This window comes from Cytobacillus praedii (genome assembly GCF_001439605.1).
Classification (GTDB): domain Bacteria; phylum Bacillota; class Bacilli; order Bacillales; family Cytobacillaceae; genus Cytobacillus; species Cytobacillus praedii.
Genome location: NZ_LMBX01000002.1, coordinates 40723 through 58512, shown reverse-complemented (window position 1 = coordinate 58512; position 17790 = coordinate 40723). Strand labels below are relative to the sequence as shown.

General features: G+C 38.8%; 20 protein-coding genes. 14 read left to right on the top strand and 6 right to left on the bottom strand.

All coding sequences use genetic code 11. The annotated features are described in order from the left end of the window. The first annotated feature begins 124 nt into the window (after positions 1-124). The 10 genes from nagA to ASU02_RS02245 all read left to right on the top strand — a co-directional run bounded on the left by nagA (position 125) and on the right by ASU02_RS02245 (position 8366). Positions 125-1285, top strand: coding sequence for an N-acetylglucosamine-6-phosphate deacetylase (nagA, locus tag ASU02_RS02290; protein WP_057760565.1), 1161 nt, complete (start codon positions 125-127; stop codon positions 1283-1285). Between the two features lie 8 nt (positions 1286-1293). Continuing rightward, complete coding sequence (locus ASU02_RS02285; RefSeq protein ID WP_408607252.1) at positions 1294-2034, top strand: GntR family transcriptional regulator; 741 nt, start codon at positions 1294-1296, stop codon at positions 2032-2034. Between the two features lie 5 nt (positions 2035-2039). Then, positions 2040-2753, top strand: a complete 714-nt coding sequence (locus ASU02_RS02280; protein ID WP_057760564.1) for a sugar isomerase domain-containing protein — start codon at positions 2040-2042, stop codon at positions 2751-2753. Positions 2754-2775: 22 nt separating this feature from the next. After that, a complete protein-coding gene (locus ASU02_RS02275) occupies positions 2776-3045 on the top strand; it encodes an HPr family phosphocarrier protein (RefSeq protein WP_057760562.1) in 270 nt (89 codons plus the stop codon). Beyond that, positions 3039-4262, top strand: a complete 1224-nt coding sequence (locus tag ASU02_RS02270; RefSeq protein WP_232426128.1) for a GNAT family N-acetyltransferase — start codon at positions 3039-3041, stop codon at positions 4260-4262. Before ASU02_RS02275 ends, ASU02_RS02270 begins: the two co-directional genes overlap by 7 nt. A gap of 203 nt (positions 4263-4465) precedes the next feature. After that, positions 4466-4777 (top strand): PTS sugar transporter subunit IIB, encoded by a 312-nt coding sequence (locus ASU02_RS02265; RefSeq protein ID WP_057760559.1) that lies wholly within the window; start codon positions 4466-4468, stop codon positions 4775-4777. 14 nt (positions 4778-4791) lie between these two features. After that, a complete protein-coding gene (locus ASU02_RS02260; RefSeq protein ID WP_053478918.1) occupies positions 4792-5112 on the top strand; it encodes a PTS lactose/cellobiose transporter subunit IIA in 321 nt (106 codons plus the stop codon). Between the two features lie 38 nt (positions 5113-5150). Beyond that, the gene (locus ASU02_RS02255; RefSeq protein ID WP_408607251.1) at positions 5151-6458 is read left to right on the top strand and encodes a PTS sugar transporter subunit IIC; all 1308 of its coding nucleotides are present in this window, start codon (positions 5151-5153) and stop codon (positions 6456-6458) included. A 1-nt stretch (position 6459) separates the two neighbouring features. Then, positions 6460-7551: a DUF871 domain-containing protein gene (locus ASU02_RS02250; protein WP_057760555.1), complete on the top strand. Its 1092-nt coding sequence runs from the start codon at positions 6460-6462 to the stop codon at positions 7549-7551. A 110-nt stretch (positions 7552-7661) separates the two neighbouring features. Further along, complete coding sequence (locus tag ASU02_RS02245) at positions 7662-8366, top strand: glucosamine-6-phosphate deaminase (RefSeq protein WP_232426126.1); 705 nt, start codon at positions 7662-7664, stop codon at positions 8364-8366. A 42-nt stretch (positions 8367-8408) separates the two neighbouring features. Here ASU02_RS02245 and ASU02_RS02240 read toward each other — a convergent pair whose 3' ends face one another. Next, positions 8409-9746 carry a uracil-xanthine permease family protein gene (locus ASU02_RS02240; protein WP_057760553.1) on the bottom strand — a complete coding sequence of 446 codons (1338 nt, stop codon included), beginning with the start codon at positions 9744-9746 and terminating at the stop codon, positions 8409-8411. Positions 9747-10041: 295 nt separating this feature from the next. Between ASU02_RS02240 and ASU02_RS02235 the strand changes: the two genes are divergently transcribed. The 3 genes from ASU02_RS02235 (at position 10042) to cyoE (ending at position 12717) form a co-directional block, all read left to right on the top strand. Continuing rightward, on the top strand, positions 10042-11019 hold the full coding sequence (locus tag ASU02_RS02235) for an aromatic ring-hydroxylating dioxygenase subunit alpha (RefSeq protein WP_057760551.1): 978 nt from the start codon (positions 10042-10044) through the stop codon (positions 11017-11019). Positions 11020-11155: 136 nt separating this feature from the next. Then, on the top strand, positions 11156-11518 hold the full coding sequence (locus ASU02_RS02230; RefSeq protein WP_057760549.1) for a hypothetical protein: 363 nt from the start codon (positions 11156-11158) through the stop codon (positions 11516-11518). A gap of 266 nt (positions 11519-11784) precedes the next feature. Beyond that, a complete protein-coding gene (gene cyoE, locus ASU02_RS02225; RefSeq protein ID WP_057760547.1) occupies positions 11785-12717 on the top strand; it encodes a heme o synthase in 933 nt (310 codons plus the stop codon). 189 nt (positions 12718-12906) lie between these two features. On the opposite strand, the gene ASU02_RS26810 is transcribed toward cyoE, so the two are convergent. Beyond that, complete coding sequence (locus ASU02_RS26810; RefSeq protein WP_269745957.1) at positions 12907-13239, bottom strand: DoxX family protein; 333 nt, start codon at positions 13237-13239, stop codon at positions 12907-12909. A gap of 194 nt (positions 13240-13433) precedes the next feature. Here ASU02_RS26810 and ASU02_RS02215 point away from each other — a divergent pair, with 194 nt between their 5' ends. Further along, positions 13434-14819: a protoporphyrinogen oxidase gene (locus ASU02_RS02215; RefSeq protein ID WP_057760545.1), complete on the top strand. Its 1386-nt coding sequence runs from the start codon at positions 13434-13436 to the stop codon at positions 14817-14819. A 193-nt stretch (positions 14820-15012) separates the two neighbouring features. Here the strand turns inward: ASU02_RS02215 and ASU02_RS02210 are convergent, their stop codons facing one another. The 4 genes from ASU02_RS02210 to ASU02_RS02195 form a co-directional block, all read right to left on the bottom strand. After that, positions 15013-16245 (bottom strand): CynX/NimT family MFS transporter, encoded by a 1233-nt coding sequence (locus ASU02_RS02210; protein ID WP_057760543.1) that lies wholly within the window; start codon positions 16243-16245, stop codon positions 15013-15015. Positions 16246-16385: 140 nt separating this feature from the next. Then, the gene (locus ASU02_RS02205) at positions 16386-16739 is read right to left on the bottom strand and encodes a DUF1360 domain-containing protein (RefSeq protein WP_057761090.1); all 354 of its coding nucleotides are present in this window, start codon (positions 16737-16739) and stop codon (positions 16386-16388) included. Between the two features lie 132 nt (positions 16740-16871). After that, complete coding sequence (locus ASU02_RS02200; protein WP_057760541.1) at positions 16872-17336, bottom strand: hypothetical protein; 465 nt, start codon at positions 17334-17336, stop codon at positions 16872-16874. Continuing rightward, positions 17326-17709, bottom strand: a complete 384-nt coding sequence (locus tag ASU02_RS02195; RefSeq protein WP_057760539.1) for a hypothetical protein — start codon at positions 17707-17709, stop codon at positions 17326-17328. The genes ASU02_RS02200 and ASU02_RS02195 overlap by 11 nt, the downstream gene beginning before the upstream one ends. Positions 17710-17790: the final 81 nt, after the last annotated feature.

Here is a 17790-nt window from a genome sequence, read left to right as displayed (position 1 = left end):
TTTTATAAATGTACTCTATAATTGGTATAGACAACTATACCAATTAATTGAAATTAAGGAAGGTTAAGACATCGAAGGCTAAAGAATATCTTTTTCTATTTTAGCCTTTTTAGGAGCTGTTTAAATGGAAAGAAAGATTCTCATTTCGAATGTCACAATTGTAAACTATGATCAAACAGAATTTGTTGGCAGTATTTTTCTTAAGGATGGCAAGATTGAAAAAATAGGTAAGGACATTCACGTTGATGCAAATGAATTTCTGGATGGTTCCTCAAAAGGGTGGATAGTATTTCCGGGGTTTATCGATATGCATATTCATGGGTCTGAAGGATATGACACGATGGATGCGACAGTAGTGTCACTTCGTGGCATGGCACGTTCTTTAGTCAAGGAAGGAACGACTGGCTTTTTAGCAACGACGATGACACAATCGATCCCTGTCATTGAGGCTGCGTTAGAAAATATCAGTCATTATAAGAGTAATCCGGATGAAGCTGAGCTGCTAGGCATCCATGTTGAAGGTCCTTTTATATCAAGAAGATGGGCCGGTGCCCAGCCCATGGAGCATATTATTGAGCCATCAATTGAACAGTTTAATAGATGGCAAGAGCTAAGCGGCTATCGGATTAAGCAGGTAACGATTGCACCAGAGGTTCGGAATGGATTGGAATTTGTAGAAGCATGCTGTAAGATGGGGCTTCTTGTTTCAATCGGCCACTCAGATGCAACTGCAGAAGAAGTGGAAAGGGCAGTTGGATTGGGAGCAAAGCAAGCAACGCATTTATTTAATGGAATGCGCCCTTTCCATCACCGTGAACCAGGCGTAGTTGGGGCGGCACTGCTGGAAGAACGTGTAAAGACGGAGGTGATTGCTGACTTTTTGCACAGTCATGCAGATGCCTTAAATCTCGCTTTTCGACTGAAAGGAGCTTCAGGCATCATCCTGATCACAGATGCTATGCGGGCAAAAGGACTCCCATATGGCGACTATGATTTGGGAGGACAAACGGTCTCTGTCACAGAAAATGGGGCGCATCTCTCAATCGGCGCGTTAGCAGGGAGCGTTCTCACGATGGATCAAGCAGTCCGCAACTTCAAAAAGACTACAAATTGTTCATTACAGGAACTTGTCTCTATGACATCTGCTAACGCTGCTAAACAGCTGCAGCTTCGAAACAAAGGCTATATTGCGGAAGGCTTTGATGCTGACATTGTTATCTTGGATCAGTCGTTACATGTACAAAAGACAATCTGCAGGGGCAGCATTGTTTTTGACAATGAATAGGAAGTGCAATGAAAGGAATGAAAGACTTGATAGATAAAGAATCTCGTGTGCCCATCTACCTCCAAATTGAGGAGTTGCTTAAGCAGCGCATTTATCTAGAAGAATTTAAGATTGGTGAAAATATCCCTTCTGAGCGAGAGTTATCTGAACAGTTAAATGTGAGCCGCATGACGGTAAGACAATCCATAACAAATCTTGTGAACAATGGACTTTTATATCGGGAAAAGGGAAGAGGCACTTATGTTGCCAATCCGAAGCTGGAGCAGCCTTTAAATGGGTTAACTAGTTTTACAGAGGATATGAGAGCAAGAGGAATGGAACCGAGCAGTAAATTAATCAATTTTGAGAAAATCATTCCTCCGTTTGATATAGGAAGAGAGCTGCAGCTAGAAGAGGATGAGTATGTTTTTCATGTTATTCGTATACGCAATGCGGATCTAAAGCCGATGGCTATTGAAAGGACATATATTCCAGTGAAAATTTTTCCTGAACTGGATGAAAAGAAAATAATGGGATCTCTCTATGCGTTAATTGAGGCAAGATCGCACCAAAAAATTGGCAATGCAATACAGCAAATGGAGGCAGCAATTGTTTCAAAGGAAGACAGCAAATATTTACAAATTAGTACTTCGCAAGCCGTGCTCATTATTAAAAGAACTAGTTTTCTAACGGATGGTGTTCCATTCGAATTGGTACGCAGTACGTATCGTGCTGATCGATATAAATTTATTAGTGAAATTAAGAGGTGAAGGGTATGAAGTCGTATTTCACAGAGATTCAGCGCCTCTTGAGTATAGTCAGCGAGCAGGAACAAAGACAAATTGAAAACGCTTCAAAAATAATTGCAGAGTGCTTTCAAAACGGGGGAATTCTCCAATTATTTGGATGCGGCCATTCCCATCTATTGGCTCAGGATACTTATTATCGAGCAGGCGGGCTAGTTCCTATACGTCCAATCACTATTGAACCATTAATGCTTCATTATGGTGCGTTAACATCTTCAAAAAATGAAAAGGATCCGGCTTTTATAAAAAATCATCTGGAGACCTTTGAATTTAAGAACAAGGATGTTCTTATTGTAATATCAACCTCAGGATGTAATCCTGTTCCAATCGATGTTGCCCTATTAGGGAAAGAAGCTGGGATTACAGTTATATCCCTTCAATCATTAGAATACATGGAGCAGCTAACACGACATGAAAGCGGATACCGTTTAGAAGAAGTCGTTGACCTCGTATTAAACACACATATTCCAGTTGGTGATGGAATACTAAGCCTTCAAGGTGTACAGTATGGGCCGGCATCTACTGTAATCGGGTCTGCTATCTTGCATGCATTATTTAGCCAAGTTATCGAGTCTCTTGATATGGATAGATTGCCAGTTTTTCAGAGTGCAAACCTATCAGCTAATCAATCGGCTAATCTTTCACTCATTGATCAGTACAAAGACCGCATTGATTTTGAATAATGATTAAAAAGGAGGTTTTTACATGGAAAAGAGATTTAAAATTACGACACAGGAAGGTCTTCATGCTAGACCCTGTACCTTGTTAGTGACGGCAGCCTCATCCTTTTTATCAGATGTCCAGCTCACTCATAATGAAACAACTGTAAACTTAAAATCAATCATGGGTGTGATGGCACAAGGAATTTCTCCAGGAGCGCTTGTCACAATATCTGCTAAAGGGGAAGATGAGGGGGCAGCTATAAACAGGGTGACAGAAGTTATAACCACAGAAGGAATTGGTGAGGAATGCTAGAGTTTCCAGCTTCGAAAGGGGCAAATGGGTTGAATAGTGAAATAGAAATTAAGCTTGTATCACAAGAAGATGAAGAACAGGCACATCAATTAAGAGATTATTGCTTCCCTACTAAATATAAGGGGGCACGCCGTGATGATTTTCAATATTGGGTTCGGCATAGTACGGTTCTAGGTGCATATGATAAGGAGAATTTGATAGGAAAGCTCCTAATATTGCCATTAAATATCACGGTGCATGGAGTCAATTTTAAAATGGGCGGGATGGGATTCGTAGCAACCTATCCAGAATATAGGAATGAAGGGATAATGAAGAAGTTAATTGTCAGATCGTTAGCTGAAATGCGGAAAAATAATCAAGCTATATCTGTCTTAGCCCCCTTTTCTGTCTCGTTTTACCGTCATTTTGGCTGGGAGCTATTTTTTGATAAACTGCATTATACGATACCGAAAGAATCCTTCCCGCAATTTCCTATTCAGTCAGATAGGATGAAACGGTTTAGCTTTGAATGGATGGATGAAGAAGGCTATAGTAAGATCCAGCAATTTCATAATGAACATGCCTTGAAGACGAATGGAGGAATGCAGAGAGATGCTGCATGGTGGCAGAGACTTGCTAGAAGAGAGCCAGATAGCCATTTTGCTTATTATACGAAAGGAGATTCTATAGCTGGTTATATTCGCTATGAAATAAAGGATTTAACATTTTTTATTAGGGACTTTGTTACGGATGGAATTCAGGCTGAGCAGTCCCTTTGGAATTTTATATCATCCCATCAGGCAAGTGTGCATGCCATTAAAGGGGCAACTTCTGCTGCGAGTCATTTTGGCTTTCAATTTGTCCAGCCGCAATTTAAAAAAGAAATTACGCAGGATGTAATGATTAGGATTGTTGATGTATATGCTTTTCTTAAGAAGTATGCATGGGAGCATTATGAGCATTCATTATATTTGAGGGTTCAAGATCCTTTTGCCCCCTGGAATGAATGTTTATTTCACATCTCGAAAGATAGGGAGATAGAAATTGTTAAAGATAGATTGATTGAAAGGCGGCGTGTTCTATCCTTGCCAATTACTGTATTATCCGCAATGATGACAGGATATTTATCGGTAAGTGAGGCATTACATTATACGAACCATCCGGTAAGAAAAGAAGATGAGGAAAACTGGAAGTCGGCCCTTCCAACCAGCCCTCCTGTCTTTAATGAATATTTTTAGAATCACAAAAAAAATTTATCTTTTTTTGTGGACTATACCAGTTCACATTATGATAAGGATTTACAGCCATTTACCAGCTAGTCCAATTTTTTCATAGAAGAATAATAGAATGAATATACTGAAAAATAGATTGTGGTATATACCAATAGATGATATTCTCAATCTAAGAAAGCGATTACAACAAACAAGGGAGGCGTTTTAATATGAAATGTATTATGTTAGTTTGCGCAGCTGGAATGAGCACAAGCTTACTCGTAACAAAAATGCAAAAAGCAGCTGAGGAGCAAAATATAGAAGCTGATATTTTTGCGATCTCAGAAAGTGAGGTTGATAAAAACCTAGGAAGTAAAGATGTAGATGTGCTCTTACTTGGGCCGCAAGTACGCTATTTAAAGAGTTCTTTTGAAACAAAATATAAAGATAAGCATTTTCCAATAGATGTTATTAATATGGCAGACTATGGAATGATGAATGGGGCTAATGTCTTGAAGCATGCCCTCGGGTTAATTGGATAAGGAGTGGATACAAGATGGAAGAGTCAGAGTTAATGCAAGCAATTATGGGACTGATCCTGCATAGCGGAAACACAAAGAGCGATTGTATGGAAGCCATACAGCTTGCAAAAAAAGGAGAAATTGCCGCAGCTAAAGAAAAAATAGAGCTGGCTAATCAGTCACTTGTAGAAGCACATCATTCCCAAACAGCATTGCTGACACAAGAAGCTCGAGGAGAAAAAGTAGAAGTGTCGATGATGTTAATTCATGCACAGGATCATTTGATGAATTCAATTACTTTTCGTGATTTAGCAAAAGAAATAATTGAATTATATGAAAGATTGGAAAAGGAATAACATCTAATTAGATGTTAGCCATATAAAATTTAAAAGGAGTGTTGGGAATGTTCGGTTTTTTAGAAAGAAGGTTTGTACCTGTTGCAGCACGAATAGGCAATCAGCGTCATTTAGTGGCTATTCGTGATGGCTTTATTGCAATCATGCCACTGACAATTGTTGGTTCCTTTGCAGTATTAATAAATAGCCTGCCCATTAAAGCGTATCAGAACCTCCTTGATTCCATTTGGGATCATGCAACATGGACACAGTGGGGAGGGAATATGTGGGGAGCGACATTCGGGATTATTTCCCTTTTGCTATCCTTCACGATTGCTTATAACTTAGCTAAAAGCTATGACAAGGACGGCCTTTCGGCAGGTGTAATTGGTTTTGCAAGTTATATGACATTTGGAACATTTGGAGAAGGTGGTCTATCAGGGCTGACAACAGGAACCGGTGGTATATTTGTTGCAATTATCATTGCTTTGCTTTCTTCAGAGCTATTTTCTCGATTATCAGGCAATCGCCGCTTATTGATTAAGATGCCTGACAGTGTACCTCCAGCTGTTTCGAAGTCATTCGCTGCTTTGCTGCCAGCAATGATCACGATTGCTGCATTTGCATTAGTTCGTACGATCATTTCAGCAGGCTTCAATATTCCAGATATTATAGGTTCATTCTATACAGCGGTTCAAGAACCATTTATGGGGTTAACGAATACATGGCTTGCCGCATTGATTCTTGCATTCATCCCTGCATTCCTTTGGACTTTTGGTGTTCACGGGGCTAACATCATTGATCCATTTATGCAAACAATTAATCTTCCAGCAATTGATGCGAACGTTGCCGCACTTTCTGCAGGAGAAGTAGCTCCGTATATTATTAATAAACCATTTTTTGATGCCTTTGTTAATATGGGTGGATCAGGCACAACTATCTCATTAATTATCGCAATGTTCATAATAGCGAGAAGAAATAAACATTATCTCACGGTTGGAAATTTATCCGCTGGACCAGGTCTTTTTAATATTAATGAGCCTTTACTTTTTGGGCTTCCAATCGTATTGAATCCAGTATTATTTATCCCGTTTATTTTGACGCCAATGGTTAATGTCTCTATTGCTTATTTTGCAACAAAAGTGGGGCTGGTACCAGCGGCAACCATTGCTGCACCTTGGACAACGCCGCCAGTCATTAATGGTTTCCTAGTTACCCAATCCTGGCAGGGAGCAGTATTAAGTGTTGTTCTAATTGTAGTTGCGGTCTGCATTTATCTGCCGTTTGTTGCCATGGCAAACAAAGCTGCGAAGACAGGAAAATCAAAAGACAATCATATCGAATCGTCTAGTAACCTGAGGGTATAAGATGAAGAGATTAGGAATTTCTATTTATTCTCAGCATGGTACGTTAAATGACATAAAGGAATATATGGAGCTGGCATATGCGAACGGTTTTGATCGAATATTTACCTGCTTAATGTCTTTAAAAAATGATGAACAGAGAGAAAAGCTTCAGCAGCTTAATCAATTCGCGCATACACTTGGATTTGAAATTTTTGCAGATGTTGCTCCGGCAGTCTTGGAGGAAATTGGATTAACCTTCCGGGAAATTTCGCAGCTTAAGAAATCCTATTATTTAGATGGTTTACGATTAGATATGGGATTTTCAGGCCAGGAGGAAGCTTTCATGTCACTGGATGCTTCGAATATGAAAATAGAGTTAAATTGCAGCAATGGGACAAAGTACGTGGAAAATGTCTTGTCTTATAAGCCGAATCTCGAGAATATTGTTGGCTGTCATAACTTTTATCCAAGGAAGTATACTGGGCTTTCACGCAGTCATTTTATCAAAAGTTCTATGCTTTTTAAGAAGAATCATATTCGGACAGCAGCGATGATTTCTTCAAAGGATGCGAAATTTGGTCCTTGGGAAGAGACGCCGTATGGCTTGCCGACATTAGAGGAACATCGTCACCTGCCAATTGTTGTTCAAGCGAAGGATCTATGGCACACGGGTTTGATCGATGATTTAATCATTGGAAATATGTATGCTTCGAGGGAAGAAATTGAGGCGTTGGGGCGTTTGAATCGCAATAAGCTTGAGATAAGAGTTGAAACATTCCCTCTGACAAGTTCATTAGAGAACAAAGTGATATTCGATGAACCACATTTTAATCGAGGCGATGTATCTGAATATGTCATTCGAAGTACACAGCCGCGAGTAAAATATAAAAATGGTTCCTTTCCACCTCATGATACTCGGAATATAGAGAGAGGGGATATCACAATAGATAATGATTTAGACATCCGCTATAAAGGGGAGCTGCAAATCGCCTTAAAAGCTATGTCAAATGCAGGCTGTACAAATGTTGTAGCGAAAGTAGTTCCCGATGAACGCTATTTACTCGATCAAATCGAGCCATGGGAATCATTCAGTTTTGAAAAAATAGATGATTAAGAGGCTAATAGGGGATTGAGCACATGTTTGATTGCTCAATCCTTTTTAATGTATTATGGAATACATATGTAGCACTATTATGAATTAATTCAAGATATTGGAAGGAGAGGGTGGCTATAAAATTAGAAATCATCCAAAATCAAGAACAATTGTACAAAAGGGCAGTTGACATTATTTCAAATCATTTAAAGAACGGTGCAGAGACGTTCGGCTTAGCAACTGGAGGGACAATGCTTCCGCTTTACGAGAATCTAAGAAACAGCACATTAGATTTTTCTCATTGTCAAAGCGTAAATTTAGATGAATATGTAGGTATTCCGAGGGATCATCCCGAAAGCTATCATTCGTATATGAAAAGGCAGCTTTTTGATGCGAAGCCATTTAAAGCGGCTAATATACCTAATGGAGAAGCGAAAGATATTCAAAAAGAAGCAAATGCTTATGAAGAATTATTAAAGTCGTTAACGGTTGACCTTCAAATTGTAGGGGTTGGTGAAAATGGCCATATCGGTTTTAATGAACCAGGAACACCGTTTGGCAGTGAATCCCATGTTGTTGAACTTGCTGAATCAACAAGGGAAGCGAATGCACGGTTTTTTAATTCAATTGAAGAGGTGCCTAAAAAGGCTATTACGATGGGAATCTCTACTATTCTCCGAGCAAAAAGTATTCTGCTAATAGCTATAGGTGAGAAAAAAAGATTTGCATTGGAAGCACTATTAAATGGGGAAATAACGGAGGAAATACCAGTAACAAGTCTTTTGCAGCATCAGAATGTTATTGTATTAACTGATTTGAATATAGATGATAGATGAATGGAAAAGACAAGCTCTTAGAAGCTTGTCTTTTCTGTATGTTTATTGAACCTCACCTGCGGCAACCGCTTTTTCTCGTTCTTTTGGAATGATCAAATTAAGAATGACCGTAGCGATGGCTCCAACTGCTGTTCCAGAAGATAAAATATAATTGGCAAAGTCAGGCACGCTATATAAAAGTTCCTTTGGTAGAACAATTGTGCCGATTGTTAATAAGATTGGCACACCAATTACCATCATGTTGCGGTCGTCGATCACTACATTTTGAATGACCTTTAGTCCGTTCATGACAATTGCAACACAAACGACACCGAAAATTCCGTTGATGACTGGTTCCGGAACACATGTGATGACAGCGGATAATTTTGGAATTAAGCCTAATGCGACGAGTATGATCCCCGCACTAATGATGGCCATTCTGCTGGCTACACCTGTAATAGCGATAATTCCAGCATTGGAGGAATATCCAGTCATTGGTGTTCCCCCGAAAAGAGAGCCAACGAAACAGCCAATTCCTTCTCCGAAAGATGCACGATTTAATCTTTTCTCATTCAGTTCACTGCCTGTTACCGTAGAAACAACAAACCATGTTCCAGTTGTTTCTATTAAAATGACTAAATAGATAAATACCATTGTTAGAATAGCTTGTAAATCAAATACAGGTTTCCCGAATGGGAAAAAGCTAGGAAGAGAAAACCAAGCTGCCTGTTTAACAGAAGAGAAATCAACTGTACCAAAAAAGGAAGCAGTTATTGTTCCAGCTATAATGGCTAGGATAACTGAAACTAGGCGGAAGAAGGTACCATATCCTTTTTTCTTTCGGCCAAGAAGAATACAGATGATTAAAACGGCTGCAGAAACAAATGCAATTAACACGTTGTGCCCAATATTTCCTGGTGCACTATATATACTATTGAAAGCACTCGGCATTAATGAAATTCCGACAATCACTATAACTGTTCCTCCAACAAGCGGCGGAATAATCTTTTGAACAGCTTTTGCGAACCACTTAAGCGGGTAGCCGAGGATGGCGATGATTAATGCTCCTGGAAGCAGGCTTCCAAATACCGCACCAAGTCCAAGTTTGCCGCCAATTGCTGCTAGTGCCCCAATCGGTACATAGGATGGACCCTGAACGACAGGCAAGCGCAGGCCGCCGATTGTTTGGATGAGTGTTGCAAGACCTGCCGCGAGAAAACACATTTGAATGAAAAAGGTTGTATTCATTGAATCTAATGCGAGTAAGCCAGCAATAATAATGGGAGCAATATATAAATCCATTGCCAGTACATGCTGCATACCAAGTAAAAAAGCCTTGCCCCAACTAATCTTTTCATCTACTCCAATTATATTGTTCGTGTTTTGCTTGTTTTGTTCCACTGAATAAATCTCCTCCATTACTAGTTTTAGTTAATTTATGAAAAGAATAAAGAATAACAAAATACAGTAAAGTTGTGGAATCTCTTGAAATGAAATAGTTTATCTCAGTTTCAGGAAAGTAAACACTGTTCGTGTGTTAAAAACTATAATTGAATTATAAATAAGGAAGTTGTAAAAGTAAATATAAATTACGTACATTTTTTAAAAATAATAATTTAATGTTCGTGTTTTTGTTGACTTTAGAAGATGCCCTTCATACAATAGAGATAAATTAGCTGTGAAGGGGAATGTAAAAATGATTGTCGAAGATAATGTTTTACGTAGTGATTGGATGGTTGCATGTAAATCAGAAGATATAAAAGAAGAGCCGGTTCAGGTCGTATTAATGGGAGAAAGAATCGTACTCTTCCGAAATGAAGAAGGAATCCATGTTTTCAAAGATTTATGTATTCATAGAGGAGCTGCACTTTCATTAGGCTGTGTGAAAGATGGGAATCTAGTTTGTCCCTATCATGGGTGGGAATACAATTCAGAGGGGACGTGCACTAAGATCCCGCAGCTCCCAGAAGGAAGATCGATCCCATTAAAAGCGAAAGCGATAAAATACTCATGCAAGGAAGCTTATGGCTTTGTTTGGGTGAATTTTAATAACAACAATCCGAAATTTTTTTCATATCCGGAATTTGCGGATGATAACTACCGCAATGTATTGTGGGGGCCACAGGAGGTCAATGCCAATCCTCCAAGAATTGTTGAAAACTTTCTTGATGTTGGCCATTTATCTTTTATTCATGAAGGATTTCTTGGCGTACAAGAGCACCCGGTTATTGGAGATTACAATGTGAATATAGAGGAAGATCGGATATTCTCCGATGAAATTGCCGTATTCCAGCCTGATCCAGATGGTACAGGGCAATCAAAGGATGTGTACTACACATATGAAATTGTCCGTCCTTTAACAGTTAGATTCACAAAAAGGGATCCGGATACGAACCATAAGATGACGATTTTACTTACCATTCTTCCGGTTGCAGAAGGAAAGTCAATCGCCTATGGAATCATGTCATTTAACTATAAAACGGGTACAACTGACCAGGAAATTATTGATTTTCAGGATATGATTTTTGCTCAGGATAAGCCAATCGTCGAAAATCAGAAACCGGAGGATTTACCGCTTGATTTGCAGGTGGAACTTTCATTAAAATGTGACCGAATGAGTATTGCCTATCGGCAGTATCTAAAAAAACTTGGAGTATCACTCGGGACTGAATAACTATTTACTTTAGGCTCGTCATATGGATGACGGGTCTTTATTGTTAAGAAATTTAGGGGAATTTGTCGAAACTTGCAATTTTATGTATAATAATATTAAATATTTCAGATTAGGCGTAATTTTTGGAGGAAAAGTCTTGGGTAAATTGTACGATATTACATTACAGGATGAGAAAGATACAGTGTATGTAAAAGTGAGTGGCTTCTTTAAAGAAGAGGATGCTAAAGTATACTTGAGCGAGTTTCAAACAATGGTAAATACGATTAATCCCTCGAGTTATAAATTGATCGTGGATGCTCGTGAACAGGAACCGGTTGAAAAGAATGTAATGGGAGATATTATTGCTGTCTTAAAAATTTATTTAAGAGCAAAGTTTAAAAAGCTAGTAATTGTAAATCCAAATTCTGAGATTTTTAAAAAACAAGTTGAAAAATGTGTGAAAGAAGTGAACTTCAAAGGTACATTTGTTGGTTCTTTGGAAGAAGCATACAACTTGTAATAATGAAAAAAGCGGGCTATAATCACCTGCTTTTTTTTGTTGTGGATATTTTTCTGGGTTTCGGGTTTTCATTTTTAGAATAGCGATCTGCAAGCATAAACTATTAATGTATCAATATTATTTAGAGATTATATCGTCCATTAAAAATTGGAATTAAAAAATATATAGAAATAACATCTTTTTAGTCGAATAAAAATGACTTTTTATTGAAAATGAAGTAACATTGTATATGAATTTTTAAAACAAGTTCTTTGGGGAGGATATAGATGAATAAAGAAATAGCGCCATCTCCACAGAAGGCTGCTCTATCAAATAATCAAAATACTTCATCGTTGCTTACTGATCTTAGAGCACTTTTTAAAGCGCCAGTGTTAATTGCTAATGTTCTGCCGGTTTTTAGCGGATTTTGGCTAGCTCTTTATTTTACTGGTGCTTCTTTTATTGATCATTGGCCATTATTTTTGTTAACGATGATTGGAAGTACACTGGTTATGGCTGGTGCACTCATTATAAATAATTGGTATGATGTGGATATTGACACGATTATGGACAGAACAAAACACCGTCCAACCGTGACAGGGAATATCTCTTTAAAAGTAGTTTTGGCATTGGGGATTTCTTTATCCATCATCGGTTTTATCTTTTTGCTTTTTACAACTTTTGAAGCGGTCATCTATGCGTTTATTGGCTGGTTCGTCTATGTTGTGTTATATACAATGTGGTCAAAAAGAAAATACACATTAAATACGGTGATCGGCAGTGTTTCAGGAGCAGTTACGCCCCTGATCGGATGGACTGCTATTGAATCTGGTTTTCATTTAGTTCCAATTGTATTATTCCTTATCCTCTTTATTTTTCAAATGCCGCATACGTTTGCTATTGCTATGAAGAAGCATAAAGAATATGAGGCTGCAAAGGTTGCAATGCTTCCAGTTGTATATGGATTTGAAATGACAAAACGGCAAATGGTCATTTATATCGCTTGTTTGCTCCCATTGCCATTCTTCCTAGCTTCTCTCGGAACTGTATTCATGGTGATTGCCACATTAATTAATCTTGGCTGGCTTGCTGTGAGTATAAGCGGGTTTTTCACTAAAGATGACATGAAGTGGGCACATGTGAATTTCCTTTACTCGGTTAATTATATAACGATCTTATTTGTGATGATGGTGATTGTTACGCTGCCTATATTTAATTAAAATATATTTGAAAAAGGCTCAGTTATAGAACTGAGCCTTTTTTTGTTGTTATGTATGCAGTAATCATATATTGTTTCCATGCGATAGTAAAAGAGGCCAACGTGTGCATACACTAAAAAATGTAAACACTTACAGACAAACGGGTAGAAAATGTCCACGGCTAGTGACTCACACCGCTCGTGGACACGTTTATGGACGTTTATAAAGAATGAATAGTAAGACGAGCATGATGAGATCTAGCCTGGCATTAAAAGCAAATGGCATGAATCCGGTGTGAAGAAGTGGAATTTTAGTCAGCAGCAGTGCTGCAGCCATAATGGTGATAAGAGGGATTGTCGCATTTTTAACCTGTTTATTAGCCAAGATAAGAATGCCGCAGACAATCTCTATGAGTGAAACAGCATACAATAGATAGAGGGGAAAAGGCAGGCCTAAACTGATAAAATAACTGCCTAGCTCATCACTTACTAATTTCATAACTCCAGAGGTTATAAAAACATAGGCAATTGAATATCGAATCAAATGAATCGTTGATAATGTGCAGTATTCATGTACTCCCTCCTTTTTACAACTGTATGCATGAAGCTGGACAAACAATACAGCTTTTCGAGAGGTATATAGAAGGAAAAACGTCAAAAAATGTCCACGAGGTGCATCCAATATCTTATGGTATAATGAAGCCGTTGAACTCAGTATATAAATAGAGGTGTGCATAAATGAAAACAGTCTTAGTCATTGGCGGAGGTGTAACTGGTTTATCCGCGATATATGAGTTACATAAGTGGAAGAAAGCAAACCAATCAGATGTAAGACTGATTCTTACAGAAGCCTCAAGTGACCTTGGCGGAAAAATACGTACAGTTAAGGAACACGGTTTTCTTATGGAAGCGGGAGCAGACTCGATTGTAACCCGCAAAGCGAATATGATGTCATTCATCGAAGAACTTGGATTGGAAAGTGAAATTGTCTATAATGCTTCCGGCCGTTCGTTCATCTACACGGATGGGGAAATAAAGCCTATTCCAGCGGATGCTGTTTTTGGGATTCCTGCCAGCGTTGAATCCTTAGCCAAAAGCACGCTTATTTCTGCAGAAGGAAAAGTGGAAGCCTTAAAGGATTTTTATACAAAGAATGAAACATTCACGAAGAATGACTCCATAGGTGAATTTCTCGAGTTTTTCCTTGGAAAGGAAATTGTTCAAAAACAGATTGCTCCAGTGCTTTCCGGCGTTTATTCCGGGAAACTCAGCGATTTAACGATTGCTTCTACCCTCCCGTATGTGTTTGATTATAAGGAAGAATACGGAAGTATTATTAAAGGCTTTGAAGCAAATAAAAAGAAATTCCAAAGCGGGGGAGGACAAAAGTTTATTTCGTTCAGAAATGGATTAGGTGCTCTCATTGATGCTTTTGAAGAAAAACTTGAACAGGCTGAAATTTTCAAGGGTATGGAAGCGCGTAAAATTGAAAAGGTCAACAATTGTTATCAAGTAACCTTTACGAATCAAGAGATCATTGAAGCTGACCAGATTGTACTGGCAATTCCGCATTCAGCTGCTGAAAGCTTAATGGATGACCTAGATATTAAAAATGAATTTGCTGCTTTAGAGAATAGCTCGCTTATAAGTGTGTACGTTGGCTTTGATGTGCCTGATGAGGTTCTTCCAGAGGACGGAACGGGATTTATCGCAGCAGACGATAATGATCTCAAGTGCAATGCGTGTACTTGGACAAGCAGGAAGTGGGGGCATACTTCAGAAAATGGTCATTTATTAGTAAGACTATTTTATAAAAGTGTTCACCCTGCCTTTGATTCATTAAAGGACCTGAATGAAGAGGAACTGCTGCAAGTTGCACTATCGGATATTAGAAAGAGCCTAGGGATTAATGCTAAGCCTGTTTCTAGTCAAGTAACGAATTGGTCTGAGCAAATGCCTAACTATTTGATAACCCATCGTCAATGTGTTGAAAATCTGGAGCAGAAATTGGAAAGTTCTTATCCGGGAATCATCCTTGCAGGCTGTTCATATTATGGAGTGGGCATTCCTGACTGTATTGAAAATGGAGAAAAGACGGCAAAAACAATTATAGAATTTCTATAAGAAAAGCGAAAGCGCCTAGATCATTGCTATATAAATACAGAAGGGCTCATCCTTTTGATAAAGGAAACAAAGTGATCGCGAGCAAACCAATGCTGACGTATTGCAGGGATGGGGCTTGAAGTTTGATAGGCGCTCGGACGCTTGTGCTCGCCAATTGTCTAACTACATCGATTCTATAAAAAAGAAGCCTCGACTAAGCAATTGTTGTTGTTGAGGTTTCTTTTCTATTTTGCTGAAGAACGTATTGATTTCGACCGGCGCCAAAACCGGCAATGGTCATTAATAAGGATACTGCCCCTAATAAGATTAAAGGAATGGTCCATGAATGAAATAAGTCGAATAGATAGCCGATGATAAATGGACCAAGGGCAGCAAACAAATACCCAATGCTTTGGGCCATGCCGGATAGGTCAGCAGCTTGTTTGGCATTTGCTGCACGAAGACCAATAAGGGTTAAGGAATGGCTAATGGCGGCGCCTAGGGCAATCCCAATAAAAATGATGCTAGTGATCGAAATGATCGTATTCCCGCTTGAAAGAAGACCTGCAAGGCCAATGAAACAAAAGGCGCCAATTCCAAGAGCAATGCTTTTTTGATTCGGAAGACGGTCTGCAAGAACCGGAATAATAAAGTTTGCAGGTAAACCAGAGAATTGTAGAAGTGTGACCATCCAGCCGGATGCAGAGATGCTCATGCCTTCACTATGAAGGATTTCCGGCAGCCAAGCTGTGAAGCTGAAATAAATCATTGATTGAAAACCCATGAAAAAGGTGACCTGCCAGGCGATAGGTGAGAGCCAAATGGATGTGTTTGTTGATTCTAAAGGGGGGAGAGTTGCTGAAAACCTTTTCCTCTTTAATTGTGGAAGCCAAATTATAACAGCAATGAACACGAGAATGCTCCAAACCCCCAGAGATACTTGCCAGCCTAAATGCATGCCTTCAGCAAGCGGTGTACTGAGCCCTGGAGCCATTCCTGCCCATAATCCCATTGCGAGTGTATAGATTCCTGTTAATAATCCCACCTTTTGAGGAAAGCTTCGTTTAACAATACCTGGTAAAAGCACATTGCATATAGCAATGCCTAGACCGATTAATACAGTTCCGGTAAATAAAAAAATGAGCATGTCGATGGAGCGCATGACAATGCCGGTACCTAAAGTAACTAAGCCAATTAGCACACACCATTCGCTGCCAATTCTCTCGGCAAACTTAGGGGTAAAAGGTGACATGATAGCAAAGGCAAGCAGCGGGAGAGTGGTAAGTAAACCAGCTAACCCGTTTGATATGCCAGTATCGGCACGAATAGAGCCTACTAAAGGACCAACAGCAGTTATTGCGGGTCTTAAGGTGAAAGCGATGAAAATGATCCCAGCCATTAGCCATGTATTCCCGTTTTTTGTCCAATGAATATTTCCTTTCAGCATGTTTTCGTCTAGTCACCAGCCCTTCTTTCCTTCATCATTTTATGTAGCTATACTTTTTTCTTTCCTAATTTCCAGCATTTGAATAATTATAATGAATATTCTGTCATTTGTATAGGTTAAAATGGAAATAGATGTCATTCCTATTTCTTGCTCTGTTTCACTTTTTCATTATACATTTCAGTTTTCTTTATATTCACACCAACAAATGTCTCTAAGATGGCTTGGCCCCCAGCAATGGAAAGAATAAAAATAAAGTATTTAGCAATGGAAGGGAACAAGATGTACATCAGGCCGAGAAGAATGGCAGACCAAACTCCCGTACACCAGTAACAAGTTAACAAGTATCCAATCATTGATTTAGGTACCTTTTTAATTTCGTGTGATTCCGTTTCTATTTTCTTTAAAAAACGATTTCTCAAAGGCTCAGCAATCTTATCAAAAACAATTAAATGTGTTAATCGATAACTGGCTAAGACAATCATTACAAAAGCCATCCAAGATAATTCCACTAAGGAACCTCCTTTTCAAGTGCAGTATATGTATTAATTTTTCCCAATCGCTTAATTCTAGCCAAGTAATAGGATGCAGATTCATAAAAAAAATGCAGCTGAATTTCAGCTGCATTTTTATTTGAATATCGTTTTTATGATTTGATCTTCCGTCATTCCACTTTCTAGGTCATAGGAACCAGGACGTAACTTGGTTGATACCCCACGCTTCTCAACTTCATTAAAAAACTCCTTAGCGCTTTTAATGATATGAGCTTTTTCAAGCGCCTTGCCAACATCGATACTTGTCATACCTAAAGTCACTGTCAGCACTGTCCGGTAAACGACCTTTTCTTCATTTGGTTTCTTTTCGCCTTCTTTAGCGGCAGCAAGCTGCTTGTTCCATTCTTCTTCAGTGTGAACGACAAAGCCTTTTGATGCTAAAGAACTTTTCATTTCATCTTCTGACATTTTTGCAGTAACGGTCTTATTTGTTGTTGCTGTTGTTGCTGTTTCATCTGAGCCTAAGTAATAGACAGCCCCACACAAACCTGCTGCGATCATTAAACCTGCTGCAAAGCTGCGCATTTTCTCAGCCTTCATTTATATCAGTACTCCTTTCGTCCTTTGTTTTTATATAAGGAGAAAGGAAGTTCTCTACCTCTTCTTTCGCTAGCTGTTTCTCTGTTGCAATGCTTTCAAATGAATAACCGCGTTTGTGCAGATCAAGCATTTCTTTCAATAAAGTCCGATGCTCCGGTGAATCTGCGAAAATCTTTGTTTCATGCACGATAATTTCCGTATCGAACTCAACATTGCGAATTTGCTGCTGCAGCTGATTTACTTCATCCATTAAGGAAAACGAAACCTGATCTATATGCTGCTCTATTTTCGCAGCAGACTGCTTTGTTTGTACAAACGATAATATAAGCAGAACAATAGCTGCTCCAAATAAAATACCTAACATCCAACCCATTCGTTTATGACACTTCCTTACTTGAATCTATTATCTTGCAGTTACCTATTATACATGGTTTTGATCAGGAATTCGATTTAA

Bases quoted from the DNA above. Each gene is read 5' to 3' on its own strand.
- nagA (WP_057760565.1), top strand. From the start codon at position 125: ATGGAAAGAAAGATTCTCATTTCGAATGTCACAATTGTAAACTATGAT.
- ASU02_RS02285 (WP_408607252.1), top strand. From the start codon at position 1,294: ATGAAAGGAATGAAAGACTTGATAGATAAAGAATCTCGTGTGCCCATC.
- ASU02_RS02280 (WP_057760564.1), top strand. From the start codon at position 2,040: ATGAAGTCGTATTTCACAGAGATTCAGCGCCTCTTGAGTATAGTCAGC.
- ASU02_RS02275 (WP_057760562.1), top strand. From the start codon at position 2,776: ATGGAAAAGAGATTTAAAATTACGACACAGGAAGGTCTTCATGCTAGA.
- ASU02_RS02270 (WP_232426128.1), top strand. From the start codon at position 3,039: ATGCTAGAGTTTCCAGCTTCGAAAGGGGCAAATGGGTTGAATAGTGAA.
- ASU02_RS02265 (WP_057760559.1), top strand. From the start codon at position 4,466: ATGAAATGTATTATGTTAGTTTGCGCAGCTGGAATGAGCACAAGCTTA.
- ASU02_RS02260 (WP_053478918.1), top strand. From the start codon at position 4,792: ATGGAAGAGTCAGAGTTAATGCAAGCAATTATGGGACTGATCCTGCAT.
- ASU02_RS02250 (WP_057760555.1), top strand. From the start codon at position 6,460: ATGAAGAGATTAGGAATTTCTATTTATTCTCAGCATGGTACGTTAAAT.
- ASU02_RS02235 (WP_057760551.1), top strand. From the start codon at position 10,042: ATGATTGTCGAAGATAATGTTTTACGTAGTGATTGGATGGTTGCATGT.
- cyoE (WP_057760547.1), top strand. From the start codon at position 11,785: ATGAATAAAGAAATAGCGCCATCTCCACAGAAGGCTGCTCTATCAAAT.
- ASU02_RS02215 (WP_057760545.1), top strand. From the start codon at position 13,434: ATGAAAACAGTCTTAGTCATTGGCGGAGGTGTAACTGGTTTATCCGCG.
- ASU02_RS02210 (WP_057760543.1), bottom strand. From the start codon at position 16,245: ATGCTGAAAGGAAATATTCATTGGACAAAAAACGGGAATACATGGCTA.
- ASU02_RS02205 (WP_057761090.1), bottom strand. From the start codon at position 16,739: ATGGCTTTTGTAATGATTGTCTTAGCCAGTTATCGATTAACACATTTA.
- ASU02_RS02200 (WP_057760541.1), bottom strand. From the start codon at position 17,336: ATGAAGGCTGAGAAAATGCGCAGCTTTGCAGCAGGTTTAATGATCGCA.
- ASU02_RS02195 (WP_057760539.1), bottom strand. From the start codon at position 17,709: ATGGGTTGGATGTTAGGTATTTTATTTGGAGCAGCTATTGTTCTGCTT.